Below are 14,231 nucleotides of genomic sequence, written 5' to 3' on the forward strand. Positions count from 1 at the left end.
ATTAACCTATCAGGCCGACTCCGCCAGAGCAAGACTCTCGCGCGACTCGATACGCTCGTTGCCGTGATATATTCGGGCATGTTGTAAGCCGACAAACAGGCGATCGCCGCGTGACGGAGCCTCTTCATCACGCATCACCACCGTCAACGGCTCGGTATACCAGCCCAACGGTTGTACCACCAGATGGGTGTAGTGACCTTTAGGGCTCGCTTCCAGTACTTGTACCGGCAGCGGGGAATCGAGGCTGGTGCGGCGGCTAACGTCCACTTCCCACGGACGCAGGAACAGATCGACCGGTCCCTGATGGGCAGGCGTGTAGCCCAGCGGCCAGCGGTGCGCGCCGACATGGAACTGTCCGCCGCGAATGTTACCCTGCATGCGGTTAACTTCGCCCATAAACTCCAGCACGAAGCGGGTCGCTGGCTCGCGCCACAGCTGTTCAGGCTCATCAACCTGTTCGATATTCCCCTGGCTCATCACTACCACGCGATCGGCGACTTCCATCGCCTCTTCCTGATCGTGGGTCACGAAGACGCTGGTGAATTTCAGCTCTTCATGCAGCTGACGCAGCCAGCGCCTAAGCTCTTTACGCACCTGGGCGTCCAGCGCACCAAAAGGTTCGTCGAGCAGCAGAATTTGCGGTTCCACCGCCAGGGCACGCGCCAGCGCCACACGCTGTTTCTGCCCACCGGAAAGCTGCGCCGGGTAGCGATCAGCGAGATGGGCCAGCTGCACCATTTCCAGCAGTTTGGTCACTTTCGCTTTGATGGTCGCGGCATTTGGGCGCTCGCGGCGCGGCAATACGGTCAGGCCAAAGGCGATGTTATCGAACACCGTCATATGTCGGAACAGGGCGTAATGCTGGAACACAAAACCGACTTTACGATCGCGAGCATGCAGACGGCTGACATCGGTTCCGTGGAAACGAATGTGCCCGCTGGTCTGATGCTCAAGACCGGCAATAATACGCAACAGCGTGGTTTTTCCGGAGCCGGATGGCCCAAGCAGCGCCACCATCTGTCCGGAAGGGATATCCAGCGAGATATCGTTCAGCACCTGGGTGCGACCAAAAGACTTCTTAATATTGGCAATCTCAATGCTCATGATTTCCCTCCTGCTGCAGGCGTTTTTCCTGATTCTCTAAACGCCACTGCACCACACTCTTTAAAAACAAGGTCAAAATAGCCATCAGCGTCAGCAGGGCTGCGGCGGTAAAGGAACCGACGGTGTTATAATCCTGCTCCAGCAATTCAATTTGTAGCGGTAGCGACAGGGTTTCGCCGCGAATCGATCCGGAAACCACCGACACCGCGCCAAACTCACCGATCGCGCGGGCGTTGGTCAGCACCACGCCGTACAGCAGTGCCCAGCGAATGTTCGGCAGCGTCACACGCTTAAACATCTGCCAGCCGGATGCGCCCAGCAGGATCGCCGCTTCGTCTTCATGGCTGCCCTGGCTCAACATCACCGGCACCAGCTCACGCACCACAAACGGACAGGTCACGAATACCGTCACCAGCACCATGCCCGGCCAGGCGAACATAATTTGCAGGTTGTGCTCGTCGAGCCAGCCGCCGAGCGGCCCGTTGGAGCCGTAAAACAGCAGATAAATCAGACCGGCAACCACCGGTGAGACCGCAAACGGAATATCCAGCAGGGTCAGCAACAGCTGACGGCCCGGAAAGTCAAAGCGCGTCACCAGCCACGCCAGCAAAATCCCGAACACCAGATTCACCGGCACGGAAAGCAGGGCGATCATCACCGTCAGCCAAATCGCGTGCAGCATGTCCGGGTCGGCCAGGTTTTGCAGCGCGGGCATAATCCCCTTGCTAAACGCCTGCACGAAGATGTAAACCATCGGCACCACGAGAATAAAGGCGGATACCAGTATTCCGGTGCCAATCAGAAACCATTTTCCCCAGTTGATGCGGGGGGCGTCGTAGCGCTTCAATTGAGTAACTTCCGCCATCAGTGACCTACCACACGCCGACCAAAGCGACTTTGCAGAGTGTTAATCGAGAACAGCAGCAGCAATGACGCGGCGAGGATCACCGAGGCAATCGCGCTTGCCGCAGGATAGTCAAACTCCTGCAAACGCACAAAAATCATCAGCGAGGTGACTTCAGTTTTCCACGCGATGTTACCGGCGATAAAAATGACCGCGCCAAACTCCCCGAGACTGCGGGTGAACGACAGCGCCACACCCGCCAGCAGCGCCGGAGAGAGCTCCGGTAATACCACTTTGCAGAAGCTCTGAATGCGCGTCGCGCCGAGGGTTTCGGCGGCCTCTTCGTATTCCGGGCCCAGCTCTTCGAGAACCGGCTGCACGGTACGCACCACAAACGGGATGCTGGTGAAGGCCATCGCCACCGCGATCCCAAGCCAGGTATACGTTACTTTGATGTCGAACTGCGCCAGCCACTGGCCGTAAAATCCGTTCACCGAAAACAGCGACGCCAGAGTCAAACCGGCGACCGCCGTCGGCAGCGCGAAAGGTAAATCCATCAGCGCGTCGAGCAGCGTGCGGCCCGGAAAACGATAGCGGGTTAAGATCCACGCCATCAGCAGGCCGAATACGCCGTTGAAAATCGATGCCACAAACGCCGAAAGCAGCGTCACTTTATAGGCCGCCACCACCTGCGGGTTGGTGATGACTTCCCAGTACTGCGCCCAGCTCATCTGCGCCAGCTGCATCACCAGCGCACTTAACGGCAACAACAAAATCAGACAGACGAACAGCAGGCTGGTCCCGAGGCTTAAAGTAAAGCCCGGCAGCACACGTCTGGAGGAGACGGCTAACATTACTTACGCCCCGTCGCCAGCAGTTTGTCCAGCTCACCGCCGGTGGTGAAGTGGGTTTTCATCACTTCAGGCCAGGAGCCAAACTGGTCTTCCACGCGGAACAGCTCGGTCTGCGGGAATTTGTCTTTCAGCTTGTCCATCACGTCCGGATTCGCCACGCGATAGTAGTAATCGGTGATGATGGTCTGCGCCTGTGGGCTGTAGAGATAGTTCAGGTACGCTTTCGCCGCTTTCTCGGTGCCGTTGGATTTGACGTTTTTATCCACCCACGCCACCGGGAATTCCGCAAAGATATTGACCTTCGGCACCACCACTTCGAAGCCCTGCGCTTCATACTGTTTACGGATGTTGTTCACTTCCGATTCGAAGCTTATCAGCACATCGCCCAGACCGCGCTCCACGAAGGTGGTGGTCGCCCCGCGACCGCCGGTATCGAACACTTCGACGTTTCTCAGGAACTGGGTCATGAACTGTTCGGTTTTGGCTTTATCGCCGCCGTCGGCTTTATCGGCTGCACCCCAGGCCGCGAGATAGGTATAACGCGCGTTACCGGAGGTTTTTGGATTCGGGAAGATCAGCTTCACGTCTGAACGCACCAGATCGTTCCAGTCGTGGATGTTCTTCGGGTTGCCCTTACGCACCAGGAACGCCATGGTGGAGTAGAACGGCGAGCTGTTGTTCGGCAGACGGCTCTGCCAGTCCGCCGGGATCAGGTTGCCTTTGTCATGCAGGATCTGCACGTCGGTAATCTGGTTGTAGGTCACCACATCGGCTTTCAGACCCTGCAAAATCGCCAGCGCCTGCTTGGAAGAGCCCGCGTGAGATTGTTTGATGGTCAGCTTGTCGCCGTTATTGTCTTTCGCCCACTGCTGTTCAAACGGCGGGTTCAGGGCGGCAAACAGTTCGCGGGAAACATCATAGGAACTGTTGAGCAGCTCAGTCGCCTGCGCCTGTGCAACCAGCAGCACGGAAGCTGCCAGCGCCAGATATCCTTTTTTCAGTACAGTAACGGCCATTGCGCACCCTTATAAATGTGATGACTAACTATGGTCATAATATTTATAACGGGTACGAAAGGAGTAACGGTTTTATATACCGTTTGGTGATTTAGCAGCAGAAAAGGGAATAAGGGTACCAGGCGGGGTGCGGCCTGATGCCCTCACCCCGGCCCTCTCCCACAGGGAGAGGGAGAAAAACAATTACAGAGCCATTAGACGCTCAGCGGACGGCGCGAAGTAGTAGCCGCCGGTCACCGGTTTGGTGAAGCGCAGCATGGCGTCGCGCTTGCCATCGGTGTCACCGAACATGCTCAGCAGCTGCTGCTCAATGTTGTACAGACGCGCACAGTAGGCGCAGAAATACAGACCGTGGGTGCCGCTCGCCGTGCCGTACGGCAGGCTCTGGCGGACAATCTTCAGACCTTTGCCGTCTTCTTTCAGATCCACGCGGGTCAGGTGAGACGTTGCCGGACGATCGTCGCCGTCGATCTCTTCGTTGGCTTCTTTGGTGCGACCGATCATCATTTCCTGATCGTGCACGCTCATGCGGTTCAGCTGTTTGAGGTTGTGCTCCCAGCGCTGCACAAACACGTAGCTGCCACCCGCGTCCACGCCATCTTTGATAACGGCCACATCGCGACGGGTTTCTTCGCCTGCCGGGTTCTCGGTACCGTCGACGAAGCCGCTCAGGTCACGCTCTTCCACCCAGCGGAAACCGTGAACTTCTTCCTGCACTTCAATGCTGTCGCCAAAGGCTTCAATTGCCGCCTGAGCAACCGAGAAATTAACGTCATGACGCAGAGAGAGGATATGGATCAGCACGTCGTACTGAGTCGCCGGGGCCAGGTCTTTACCGTAAGGGATAAAGTCTTTCAGCTCGGTTGCGCCTTCGCCACCGCTCAGCTGGCGCCAGACGTTGTTGCCAAAAGCCACCACCGCGCCAAGATGCGCATCCGGGAATTTGGCCTCGAAGGTCGCCAGTTTATCGATAAATACTTTGCTGGCCGCACGCAGGGCATCCACATCCCCTTTTACATTGGCTTCAATCCAAATCGCCGCGCGGCAATGTTCTGGCAAAATGCCACTCTGAACCTGAGACATCGCTCCTCCTGAAAAAAAGATGCCACGCGTTCGTGGCATTGATGGCGGCTATTATACCTGGATTTCAGCGAGGCGGTTTGTTCAGGCGCAAATTACTGCGTCCAGATAATCTTGCTGACTTTCCAGTTCTTAAGGGTGTCATCAGCAGGCATCAACCCTTCCGGACCGCTCCATTCGCCGGTGAAAACATAGCGAATATGCTGGCTGTCTTTGGCTTTACACTCCACGGCGACTTTATCGTCCGCCACCGCGCTTTCGCAGTTGCCGAATGCTTTCTGATACAGGTCGCTAAACGGTGTGCCCACTTTGACGCCGCTGTCGGTTTCCACATCGCTGTCCAGCACCTCAACGCGGTTCACGGTGCCTTTATCGCCGGTGATAATCAGCGCCAGTTTGTCGTCTTTCAGCGCTTCGAAGTAATGCACGATGGTGCCGTTCTCGGTTTTCATACCGCTGCGCAGGCGGTAGTCGCTGCTGAGCTCTGACTGGATGGCATCCTGGTCCAGGGCGGTTGTCGCGTTGATATTCCCGACGCCCTTTTCGGTCACTTCAAATGAGGAACCAAACCAGTTCCACGGATACGCCGCCGACCAGTTGATGGAGGAGATTGACGAGAGCGTTGAACACCCGGTTAATACCAGCGGCAAAGCGCATAAAACTAAACGCAGCGATTTCATTGAAACGTCCTTTCTTGTTAATTCAACGCTTGTTGGAGTGCAGCATCGATAAAAAGTGCCTTTAATCTTTTTCGATGGCGAAACTGGCGCGCAGACGCGGATGGGTCAGCAGCCACAGCAGTGCGACAATATCCGCCACCACCAGCGCGATGCCAATACCGCTCATTGGCTCACCGTAAAACCACAGTAGCGGTTGCCAGCATAACAGCACCACTTGGGCCAGAATCAGCAGCCAGCGCAGGCTGTACCACAGGCGTGGAAAAAGTTGCCTACGACCGCTGAGTAAAAACGCCAGCACTGCCGGGACGCCAGGCAACAGTCCGAGCCAGAAGTTATCGTGGTCGGGATAGAACAGATTCAGCAGCGTACTGCCCTGATCGCGGGATGCTCCCGCTACCACAAACAGTACCCAGGTTCGTGCCTGTAAGAGCAAAACGCACCAGAACAAAAACGGCAATTTGACGCGGCCCTGACTGTCATAGTGGGCCGGGTGAAACTCAGTATTCTTCATCTTCGATCAGGCGCTTACCGAGGTTCAGGACATCAGCATGTTCATAGCCCAGACGCTCGTACATGCCGAGCACCACGTCGTTGTCTTCGCGCACCATTATCTGAATTTTCGGACAGCCGCGCGCGATCAGCTTCTTTTCCAGACGATTGAGTAGCGCGTTGGCAATGCCGCGCGCGCGATATTCCGGGTGTACGCCCAGATAATACGCCGAGCCGCGATGTCCGTCGTAACCGCCCATCACCGTGCCCACGACTTCGCCGTTCACTTCAGCAACCAGGAACAGGCTCACGTCGTGATTCACCTTACGTTCGATATCCATTTCCGGATCGTTCCACGGACGCAGCAGATCGCAGCGTTCCCAAAGGGTAATCACCTCTTCGAAATCTTCCTGGCGAAAAACGCGTATCTCCATGGTATTAACCGCCTTTTTGGGTTTAAAAACAGTGATTATGGCGCGAACGCCGCCATTAGCCAATAAGCGGCGAAAAATGTGCAAAAATTTGGCATAATGTCACTCTGTCACGTATTGAAATGAAAAGTAAAACAATTCTCAACAAGGACTGTCGTCACGCGAAACGCGATACGATATAACACCAGGACCCCCAATTTTTTACAATTCAGGCCGCATGAGCACATTCAAACCTTTAAAAACACTCACATCGCGTCGTCAGGTTCTCAAAGCGGGGCTGGCGGCCTTGACGTTAACGGGCATCGCTCAGGCGCAGGCTAAAGACGATAGCACCCTGAAAACCAGTAACGGCCACAGCAAACCGAAAGCCAAAAAAGCGGGTGCTAAACGCGTGGTGATGCTCGATCCGGGCCACGGCGGGATTGACACCGGCGCGATTGGTCGCAACGGCTCGAAAGAGAAACATGTGGTGCTGGCGATTGCCAAAAACGTGCGCTCGATTTTACGCGCCAACGGAATCGACGCGCGCCTGACGCGCAGCGGCGACACCTTTATCCCGCTGTACGATCGCGTGGAAATCGCTCACCAGCACGGCGCAGATCTGTTTATGTCGATCCACGCCGACGGCTTTACCAACCCAAGCGCCGCGGGTGCTTCAGTCTTTGCCCTCTCCAACCGTGGCGCAAGTAGCGCGATGGCAAAATACCTGTCCGATCGTGAAAACCGCGCGGACGAAGTGGCCGGTAAAAAAACCACCGATAAAGACCATCTGCTGCAACAGGTGCTGTTCGATCTGGTTCAGACCGACACCATCAAAAACAGCCTGACGCTCGGCTCGCACATCTTAAAGAAGATTAAGCCGGTGCATCGTTTGCACAGCAAAGGCACAGAACAGGCGGCGTTTGTGGTACTCAAGTCACCGTCGATTCCGTCTGTGCTGGTCGAAACGTCATTCATTACCAACCCGGACGAAGAGCGCCTGCTCGGCACTACGGCATTTCGCCAGAAAATCGCCAATGCCATCGCTTCTGGGGTGATCAGTTACTTCAACTGGTTTGATAATCAAAAAGCGCATTCGTCGAGACGTAAATGAAACCGAATACTGAGCAGGTCAAAGCGTTTCTGCTGCAATTACAGGACACAATTTGCCAGCAACTGGCTGCCGTTGACGGCGGTGAGTTTCAGGAAGATAACTGGCAGCGCGAGGCCGGCGGCGGCGGACGTAGCCGCGTTCTGCGTAACGGCGGCGTGTTTGAGCAAGCGGGCGTCAATTTCTCTCACGTCCACGGCGACGCAATGCCTGCGTCTGCCACCGCGCATCGCCCGGAACTTGCCGGACGTAGCTTTGAAGCGATGGGCGTGTCACTGGTGGTGCATCCGCACAGCCCGTTTGTGCCGACCAGCCACGCCAACGTGCGCTTTTTCATCGCCGAGAAGCCGGGTGCCGATCCGGTGTGGTGGTTTGGCGGCGGATTCGATTTAACGCCTTATTACGGTTTCGAAGAAGACGCCATTCACTGGCACCGCACCTCGCGCGACCTGTGTCTGCCGTTTGGCGAGGACATTTATCCAAAGTACAAAAAGTGGTGCGACGACTATTTTTATCTCAAGCACCGGGATGAACAACGTGGGATTGGCGGGCTATTTTTCGACGATCTGAACACGCCGGATTTTGATACCGCATTTGCCTTTATGCAGGCGGTGGGTGAAGGCTATACGGAGGCCTATCTGCCGATTGTTGAACGACGCAAAGACACCGATTACGGCGTGCGCGAGCGTGAGTTTCAGCTGTATCGTCGCGGGCGTTACGTAGAATTTAATCTGGTGTGGGATCGCGGAACGCTGTTTGGCCTGCAGACCGGCGGGCGCACGGAGTCGATTCTGATGTCGATGCCACCGCTGGTGCGCTGGGAATACAATTTTGAGCCAAAAGAAGGCAGCCCGGAGGCTGCCTTGAGTGAGTTTCTGAAAGTTCGGGACTGGGTTTAACGCCGGGCGGCGCTACGCTTGCACCGGCCTACGGGTATTGTAGGTCGGGTAAGCGAAGCGCCACCCGACAACACAGACGACTCCTCTCTTACAACGGCTGCGTCTGCGCCTCAACCACCGCTAATGCAACCATGTTGACGATACGACGCACGGACGCAATCGGCGTTAACACATGCACCGGTTTCGCCACACCCATCAGCACCGGCCCGACGGTCACCCCTTCAGAACTCGACACGCGCAGCAGGTTATAGCTGATACGCGCCGCTTCCACGTTCGGCATAATCAGCACGTTCGCTGAGCCTTTCAGCGGGCTGTCCGGCATCCGCTCGTTGCGGATACTCTCCACCAGTGCCGCGTCGCCGTGCATCTCACCGTCAATCATTAGCTCTGGTGCACGTTCACGCACCAGCTCCAGCGTCTGGCGCATTTTGCAGGCCGCCGCTGATTTGGACGAGCCAAAGTTCGAGTGCGACAGCAGCGCCACCTTCGGTTCGATACCGAAACGACGCACCGTTTCCGCCGCCATCACGGTGATTTCCGCCAGCTGTTCCGGCGTCGGATCGTCGTTAACGTAGGTATCGGCGATAAAGGTGTTGCCGCTTGGCAGCAGCAGCGCGTTCATCGCCCCCGCCGTATGCACGCCGTCACGATAGCCAAAGATCTCCTGCACCACGCTGAAGTGCTCATGATAGTCACCCACCGTCCCGCAGATCAGCGCGTCGGCTTCACCGCGATGCACCATGATCGCGCCGATCACCGTGGTGTTACTGATCACTGCTTTCTGCGCCTGCTCCTGGGTTATCCCACGGCGTTTCATGATCGCGTAGTACTCGCTCCAGTACTCTTTGAAGCGTGGATCGGATTCGTTGTTCACGATTTCAAAATCGACGCCCGCCTTGATTTGCAGGCCGAGTTTCTGGATGCGCATCTCGATCACGCTCGGGCGACCAATCAGGATCGGCTTCGCCAGACCTAAGGTGATCAACTCCTGCGTCGCATGCAATACGCGCGCCTCTTCGCCTTCGGCCAGCACCACGCGTTTCGCGTCGGCGCGTGCCTGGGAGAAGATCGGCTTCATGAACAGGTTGGTTTTGTAGACAAACTCGGTCAGCTTATCGACATAAGCGTCAAAGTCTTCAATCGGACGCGTCGCCACGCCGGAATCCATCGCCGCTTTCGCCACGGCTGGCGCAATTTTGACGATCAAACGCGGGTCGAACGGTTTTGGAATGATGTAATCCGGGCCAAAGCTCAGATCCTGATCGCCATACGCCGAGGCCACCACTTCGCTCTGCTCCGCGTGAGCCAGCTCAGCAATCGCATGGACCGCCGCCAGTTTCATCTCTTCGTTGATCGCTGTCGCACCCACGTCGAGCGCACCGCGGAAGATGAACGGGAAGCACAGCACGTTGTTGACCTGGTTCGGATAGTCGGAGCGACCGGTACAGATAATTGCATCTTCACGCACGGATTTTGCCAGCGGCGGCAGAATTTCCGGTTCTGGGTTCGCCAGCGCCAGAATCATTGGCGCACGCGCCATTTTCTTGACCATTTCCGGAGTCAGCACTTTCGGGCCAGAACAGCCGAGGAAGATATCTGCCCCGTCGATCACGTCGTCCAGCGTGCGTTTGCCGTCGTCCTCCACCGCGTAGGCGGCTTTGGTTTCCGCCATGTTCGGCTCGCGATCTTTATAGATAACGCCTTTAGAGTCGCAGACCACGATATTGTGCTTCTGCATGCCCAGCGCCACCAGCAGATTCATACAGGCAATCGCCGCCGCACCCGCACCGGACACCACCATGCGCACATCGGAGAGGTTTTTCTCGACCACGCGCAGGCCGTTCAGAATGGCTGCCGTACTGATGATCGCCGTTCCGTGTTGATCGTCGTGGAACACCGGAATGTTCATGCGTTCACGCAGTTTCTGCTCAATGTAGAAACATTCCGGCGCTTTGATGTCTTCAAGGTTAATGCCGCCAAACGTCGGCTCCAGCGCGGCGACGACGTTGATAAATTTATCCGGGTCCAGCTCATCCACTTCAATATCAAACACGTCGATACCGGCGAATTTCTTGAACAGTACGCCCTTCCCTTCCATCACCGGTTTACCGGCCAGCGCGCCGATATTGCCCAGCCCCAGCACCGCGGTACCGTTGGAAATCACCGCTACCAGGTTGCCACGCGCGGTGTATTTGTAAGCGGCCAGCGGATCTTTTTCGATCTCAAGGCACGGCGCGGCGACGCCCGGTGAATAGGCCAGGGCCAGGTCGCGCTGCGTGGCGAGTGGCTTGGTGGGGGAAACCTGGATTTTGCCCGGTACAGGGAATTGATGAAAATCGAGGGCACTCTGTCTTAACTGATCATCCATCTTATTGTTCCTTTCACGTATCGATCAAAAAGGGTGGCGTACTCACGTTCCTGATGCTCACCCTGGAGTGGCGCTTAGTATCGCCCCTGCTGACGGCGCAAACTTTGAAGGCTGCCAAACTCTCACCATCGCGGGGCAAAATTTGTTATCAATTTATAACAACCATGTTACCCACTCCCGAAAGCAATGCCTCCCCCGTCTGCTATGCTTTTTTGTTAAGTACGTCATGTATTTCGCAGAAGTGTGAACCAACGCACTCGCCTGAGTTTTTCATGTACATACCCTAAATAATTCGAGTTGCAGGAAGGCGGCAAGCCTGAGAATCCTCAGGAGCTTACTCAAGTAAGTGACTGAGGTGAGCAGGCGCAGCCAACGCACATGCAACTTGAAGTATGACGGGTATGAAGGAGTCATTTCTATGAACCAGTTAGACGGCATCAAAAAATTCACCACGGTCGTCGCCGACAGCGGCGATATCGAGTCCATCCGCCATTATCAGCCGGAGGACGCGACCACCAACCCGTCACTGCTGCTAAAAGCGGCGGGCCTTGCGCACTTTAGCCACCTGATCGACGACGCTATCGCCTACGGCAAACAACGCGGCAAGACCCAGGAGCAGAAGGTGGCGGAGGCCAGCGACAAACTGGCGGTCACTATCGGTGCGGAAATTCTGAAAAGTATTCCTGGTCGCGTATCGACGGAAGTGGACGCCCGTTTATCGTTCGACAAAGAAAAGAGCATTGCCAAAGCGCGCCGCCTGGTCGAGCTGTACCAGGAGCAGGGCATCGATAAATCGCGCATTCTGATTAAGCTCGCCTCCACCTGGGAGGGTATCCGCGCCGCCGAAGTGCTGGAAAAAGAGGGGATCAACTGCAATCTGACGCTACTGTTCTCCTTTGCCCAGGCGCGCGCCTGCGCCGAAGCGGGCGTGTTCCTCGTCTCGCCGTTTGTCGGGCGTATCTACGACTGGTATCAGGCCAAACAGCCGATGGACCCGTACGTGGTGGACGAAGATCCGGGCGTGAAATCGGTACGTAATATCTACGATTACTTCAAGCAGCACCGCTACGACACCATCGTGATGGGCGCCAGCTTCCGCCGCACTGAGCAGATCCTCGCACTGGCGGGCTGCGACCGTCTGACCATCTCGCCAAACCTGCTGAAAGATCTGCAGGATAAAGAGGAGCCGGTGGTGCGCAAACTGATCCCGACGTCCACCGTCCTGCCAAAACCGAAACCGCTGACCGAAGCTGAGTTCCGCTGGGAACATAATCAGGACGCGATGGCCGTAGACAAACTGGCCGAAGGCATCCGCCTGTTCGCCGTTGACCAACGCAAACTGGAAGATCTACTCGCCGCCAAACTTTAATCATGCATGGAGTGAACTATGTCCCGTAAAGAGCTAGCCAATGCCATTCGCGCCCTCAGCATGGATGCGGTACAAAAAGCCAATTCTGGCCACCCCGGCGCGCCGATGGGCATGGCCGATATCGCCGAAGTGCTGTGGAATGACTTCCTGAAACACAACCCAACCGACCCGACCTGGTATGACCGCGACCGCTTTATTCTCTCCAATGGCCACGCCTCGATGCTGCTCTACAGCCTGCTGCATCTCTCCGGCTACGACCTGCCGTTAGAGGAGCTGAAAAACTTCCGTCAGCTGCACTCCAAAACGCCGGGCCACCCGGAACTGGGCTATACGCCGGGCGTCGAAACCACCACCGGACCGCTCGGACAAGGGCTGGCGAACGCGGTTGGGCTGGCGATTGCCGAACGCACGCTGGGCGCGCAGTTTAACCGCCCGGATCATGAGATTGTCGATCACTTCACCTATGTCTTTATGGGTGACGGCTGTCTGATGGAGGGGATTTCCCACGAGGTCAGCTCACTGGCGGGGACGCTGGGATTAGGCAAACTGATCGGTTTTTACGATCACAATGGCATCTCCATCGACGGGGAAACTGACGGCTGGTTCACCGACGATACGGCAAAACGCTTCGAAGCCTACCACTGGCACGTGGTACATGAAATCGACGGCCACGACCCGGAAGCGATAAAAAAAGCGATTCTCGAAGCGCAGAGCGTGACGGACAAACCGTCGCTGATTATCTGTCGCACGGTGATTGGCTTCGGCTCGCCAAACAAAGCGGGTAAAGAAGAAGCGCACGGCGCGGCGCTGGGCGAAGAGGAAGTGGCCCTGACGCGACAAAAATTGGGCTGGAAATACCCGGCCTTTGAGATTCCGAAAGAGATCTACAAAGCCTGGGATGCGCGCGAGGACGGCGAGAAAGCGCAGCAGACGTGGAACGAAAAATTCAGTGCTTACAAAAAAGCGCATCCTGAGCTGGCGGCAGAGTTCTCCCGCCGTATGAGCGGCGAATTACCGCAAGAATGGGAAGCGAAAACACAGGCACTGATTGAAGATTTACAGGCCAATCCGGCGAAAATCGCCACCCGTAAAGCCTCGCAAAATACCCTCAACGTGATCGGCCCCATCCTGCCGGAACTGCTCGGCGGCTCGGCGGATCTGGCCCCGAGTAACCTGACTATCTGGTCCGGCTCGAAATCGCTCAAAGAGGATATCTCCGGGAACTACATCCACTACGGCGTGCGTGAGTTCGGGATGACGGCGATTGCCAATGGTCTCGCCCATCACGGCGGATTTGTGCCTTATACCGCCACCTTCCTGATGTTTGTCGAGTATGCCCGCAACGCGGCGCGTATGGCGGCGCTGATGAAGGCGCGGCAAATTATGGTTTATACCCACGACTCCATCGGGCTTGGCGAAGATGGGCCGACGCACCAGGCGGTTGAACAGCTTGCCAGCCTGCGCCTGACACCGAACTTCAGCACCTGGCGCCCGTGCGATCAGGTGGAAGCCGCCGTTGGCTGGAAGCTGGCGGTTGAGCGCCACACCGGCCCAACGGCGCTGATCCTCTCGCGACAGAATCTGGCGCAAATTGAGCGCTCGCCGGAGCAGGTGAAAAATATCGCCCGTGGCGGCTACATTCTGAAAGACAGCGGCGGCAAGCCGGATGTGATTTTGATTGCCACCGGATCAGAGATTGAAATTACCGTCAAAGCGGCAGAAAAACTCACCGCCGAAGGACACGCCGTGCGCGTGGTTTCTCTGCCTTCAACGGATATTTTTGATGCGCAGGACGAGGCGTACCGCGAATCGGTGCTGCCATCGAACGTGGCAGCGCGGGTGGCCGTGGAAGCCGGGATTGCCGACTACTGGTACAAATACGTCGGCCTGAAAGGGGCGATTGTCGGGATGACCGGCTACGGTGAATCCGCACCTGCCGATAAGCTGTTCCCATTCTTTGGCTTTACGGTTGAGAACGTGGTTGAGAAGGCGTTAGGCGTGATGTAG

The 14,231-nt window shown here is 56.6% G+C and carries 13 protein-coding genes; 4 read left to right on the top strand and 9 right to left on the bottom strand.

Annotation, left to right across the window (positions count from 1 at the left end):
- Positions 1–9 precede the first annotated feature (9 nt).
- The 8 genes from cysA to JBO43_RS05810 all read right to left on the bottom strand — a co-directional run bounded on the left by cysA (position 10) and on the right by JBO43_RS05810 (position 6,501).
- A complete protein-coding gene (gene cysA, locus JBO43_RS05775; protein ID WP_103947335.1) occupies positions 10–1,104 on the bottom strand; it encodes a sulfate/thiosulfate ABC transporter ATP-binding protein CysA in 1,095 nt (364 codons plus the stop codon).
- Positions 1,094–1,969, bottom strand: a complete 876-nt coding sequence (cysW, locus tag JBO43_RS05780) for a sulfate/thiosulfate ABC transporter permease CysW (protein WP_202673880.1) — start codon at positions 1,967–1,969, stop codon at positions 1,094–1,096. Before cysW ends, cysA begins: the two co-directional genes overlap by 11 nt.
- A complete protein-coding gene (cysT, locus tag JBO43_RS05785) occupies positions 1,969–2,802 on the bottom strand; it encodes a sulfate/thiosulfate ABC transporter permease CysT (protein ID WP_095282831.1) in 834 nt (277 codons plus the stop codon). The genes cysW and cysT overlap by 1 nt, the downstream gene beginning before the upstream one ends.
- Positions 2,802–3,818, bottom strand: coding sequence for a sulfate ABC transporter substrate-binding protein (locus JBO43_RS05790; RefSeq protein ID WP_095282832.1), 1,017 nt, complete (start codon positions 3,816–3,818; stop codon positions 2,802–2,804). Before JBO43_RS05790 ends, cysT begins: the two co-directional genes overlap by 1 nt.
- Positions 3,819–4,001: 183 nt before the next feature.
- Positions 4,002–4,901, bottom strand: a complete 900-nt coding sequence (locus JBO43_RS05795; RefSeq protein ID WP_202673881.1) for a Dyp-type peroxidase — start codon at positions 4,899–4,901, stop codon at positions 4,002–4,004.
- 92 nt (positions 4,902–4,993) lie between these two features.
- Complete coding sequence (locus JBO43_RS05800) at positions 4,994–5,578, bottom strand: RpoE-regulated lipoprotein (protein ID WP_095282834.1); 585 nt, start codon at positions 5,576–5,578, stop codon at positions 4,994–4,996.
- A gap of 61 nt (positions 5,579–5,639) precedes the next feature.
- A complete protein-coding gene (locus JBO43_RS05805; RefSeq protein ID WP_095282835.1) occupies positions 5,640–6,089 on the bottom strand; it encodes a DUF2919 domain-containing protein in 450 nt (149 codons plus the stop codon).
- Positions 6,076–6,501 (bottom strand): GNAT family acetyltransferase, encoded by a 426-nt coding sequence (locus tag JBO43_RS05810; RefSeq protein WP_041689485.1) that lies wholly within the window; start codon positions 6,499–6,501, stop codon positions 6,076–6,078. The genes JBO43_RS05805 and JBO43_RS05810 overlap by 14 nt, the downstream gene beginning before the upstream one ends.
- 214 nt (positions 6,502–6,715) lie before the next feature.
- Between JBO43_RS05810 and amiA the strand changes: the two genes are divergently transcribed.
- Positions 6,716–7,591, top strand: coding sequence for an N-acetylmuramoyl-L-alanine amidase AmiA (amiA, locus tag JBO43_RS05815; protein ID WP_095282836.1), 876 nt, complete (start codon positions 6,716–6,718; stop codon positions 7,589–7,591).
- A complete protein-coding gene (gene hemF, locus JBO43_RS05820; protein WP_095282837.1) occupies positions 7,588–8,487 on the top strand; it encodes an oxygen-dependent coproporphyrinogen oxidase in 900 nt (299 codons plus the stop codon). The genes amiA and hemF overlap by 4 nt, the downstream gene beginning before the upstream one ends.
- 88 nt (positions 8,488–8,575) lie before the next feature.
- On the opposite strand, the gene maeB is transcribed toward hemF, so the two are convergent.
- Positions 8,576–10,855 (bottom strand): NADP-dependent oxaloacetate-decarboxylating malate dehydrogenase, encoded by a 2,280-nt coding sequence (maeB, locus tag JBO43_RS05825; RefSeq protein ID WP_202673882.1) that lies wholly within the window; start codon positions 10,853–10,855, stop codon positions 8,576–8,578.
- A 418-nt stretch (positions 10,856–11,273) separates the two neighbouring features.
- Between maeB and tal the strand changes: the two genes are divergently transcribed.
- On the top strand, positions 11,274–12,224 hold the full coding sequence (tal, locus tag JBO43_RS05830; protein ID WP_095282841.1) for a transaldolase: 951 nt from the start codon (positions 11,274–11,276) through the stop codon (positions 12,222–12,224).
- Between the two features lie 18 nt (positions 12,225–12,242).
- The gene (gene tkt / locus JBO43_RS05835) at positions 12,243–14,231 is read left to right on the top strand and encodes a transketolase (protein WP_202673883.1); all 1,989 of its coding nucleotides are present in this window, start codon (positions 12,243–12,245) and stop codon (positions 14,229–14,231) included.

It is taken from the genome of Lelliottia jeotgali (assembly GCF_016771845.1).
Classification (GTDB): Bacteria; Pseudomonadota; Gammaproteobacteria; order Enterobacterales; family Enterobacteriaceae; genus Enterobacter; species Enterobacter jeotgali.

Bases quoted from the DNA above. Each gene is read 5' to 3' on its own strand.
- cysA (WP_103947335.1), bottom strand. From the start codon at position 1,104: ATGAGCATTGAGATTGCCAATATTAAGAAGTCTTTTGGTCGCACCCAG.
- cysW (WP_202673880.1), bottom strand. From the start codon at position 1,969: ATGGCGGAAGTTACTCAATTGAAGCGCTACGACGCCCCCCGCATCAAC.
- cysT (WP_095282831.1), bottom strand. From the start codon at position 2,802: ATGTTAGCCGTCTCCTCCAGACGTGTGCTGCCGGGCTTTACTTTAAGC.
- JBO43_RS05790 (WP_095282832.1), bottom strand. From the start codon at position 3,818: ATGGCCGTTACTGTACTGAAAAAAGGATATCTGGCGCTGGCAGCTTCC.
- JBO43_RS05795 (WP_202673881.1), bottom strand. From the start codon at position 4,901: ATGTCTCAGGTTCAGAGTGGCATTTTGCCAGAACATTGCCGCGCGGCG.
- JBO43_RS05800 (WP_095282834.1), bottom strand. From the start codon at position 5,578: ATGAAATCGCTGCGTTTAGTTTTATGCGCTTTGCCGCTGGTATTAACC.
- JBO43_RS05805 (WP_095282835.1), bottom strand. From the start codon at position 6,089: ATGAAGAATACTGAGTTTCACCCGGCCCACTATGACAGTCAGGGCCGC.
- JBO43_RS05810 (WP_041689485.1), bottom strand. From the start codon at position 6,501: ATGGAGATACGCGTTTTTCGCCAGGAAGATTTCGAAGAGGTGATTACC.
- amiA (WP_095282836.1), top strand. From the start codon at position 6,716: ATGAGCACATTCAAACCTTTAAAAACACTCACATCGCGTCGTCAGGTT.
- hemF (WP_095282837.1), top strand. From the start codon at position 7,588: ATGAAACCGAATACTGAGCAGGTCAAAGCGTTTCTGCTGCAATTACAG.
- maeB (WP_202673882.1), bottom strand. From the start codon at position 10,855: ATGGATGATCAGTTAAGACAGAGTGCCCTCGATTTTCATCAATTCCCT.
- tal (WP_095282841.1), top strand. From the start codon at position 11,274: ATGAACCAGTTAGACGGCATCAAAAAATTCACCACGGTCGTCGCCGAC.
- tkt (WP_202673883.1), top strand. From the start codon at position 12,243: ATGTCCCGTAAAGAGCTAGCCAATGCCATTCGCGCCCTCAGCATGGAT.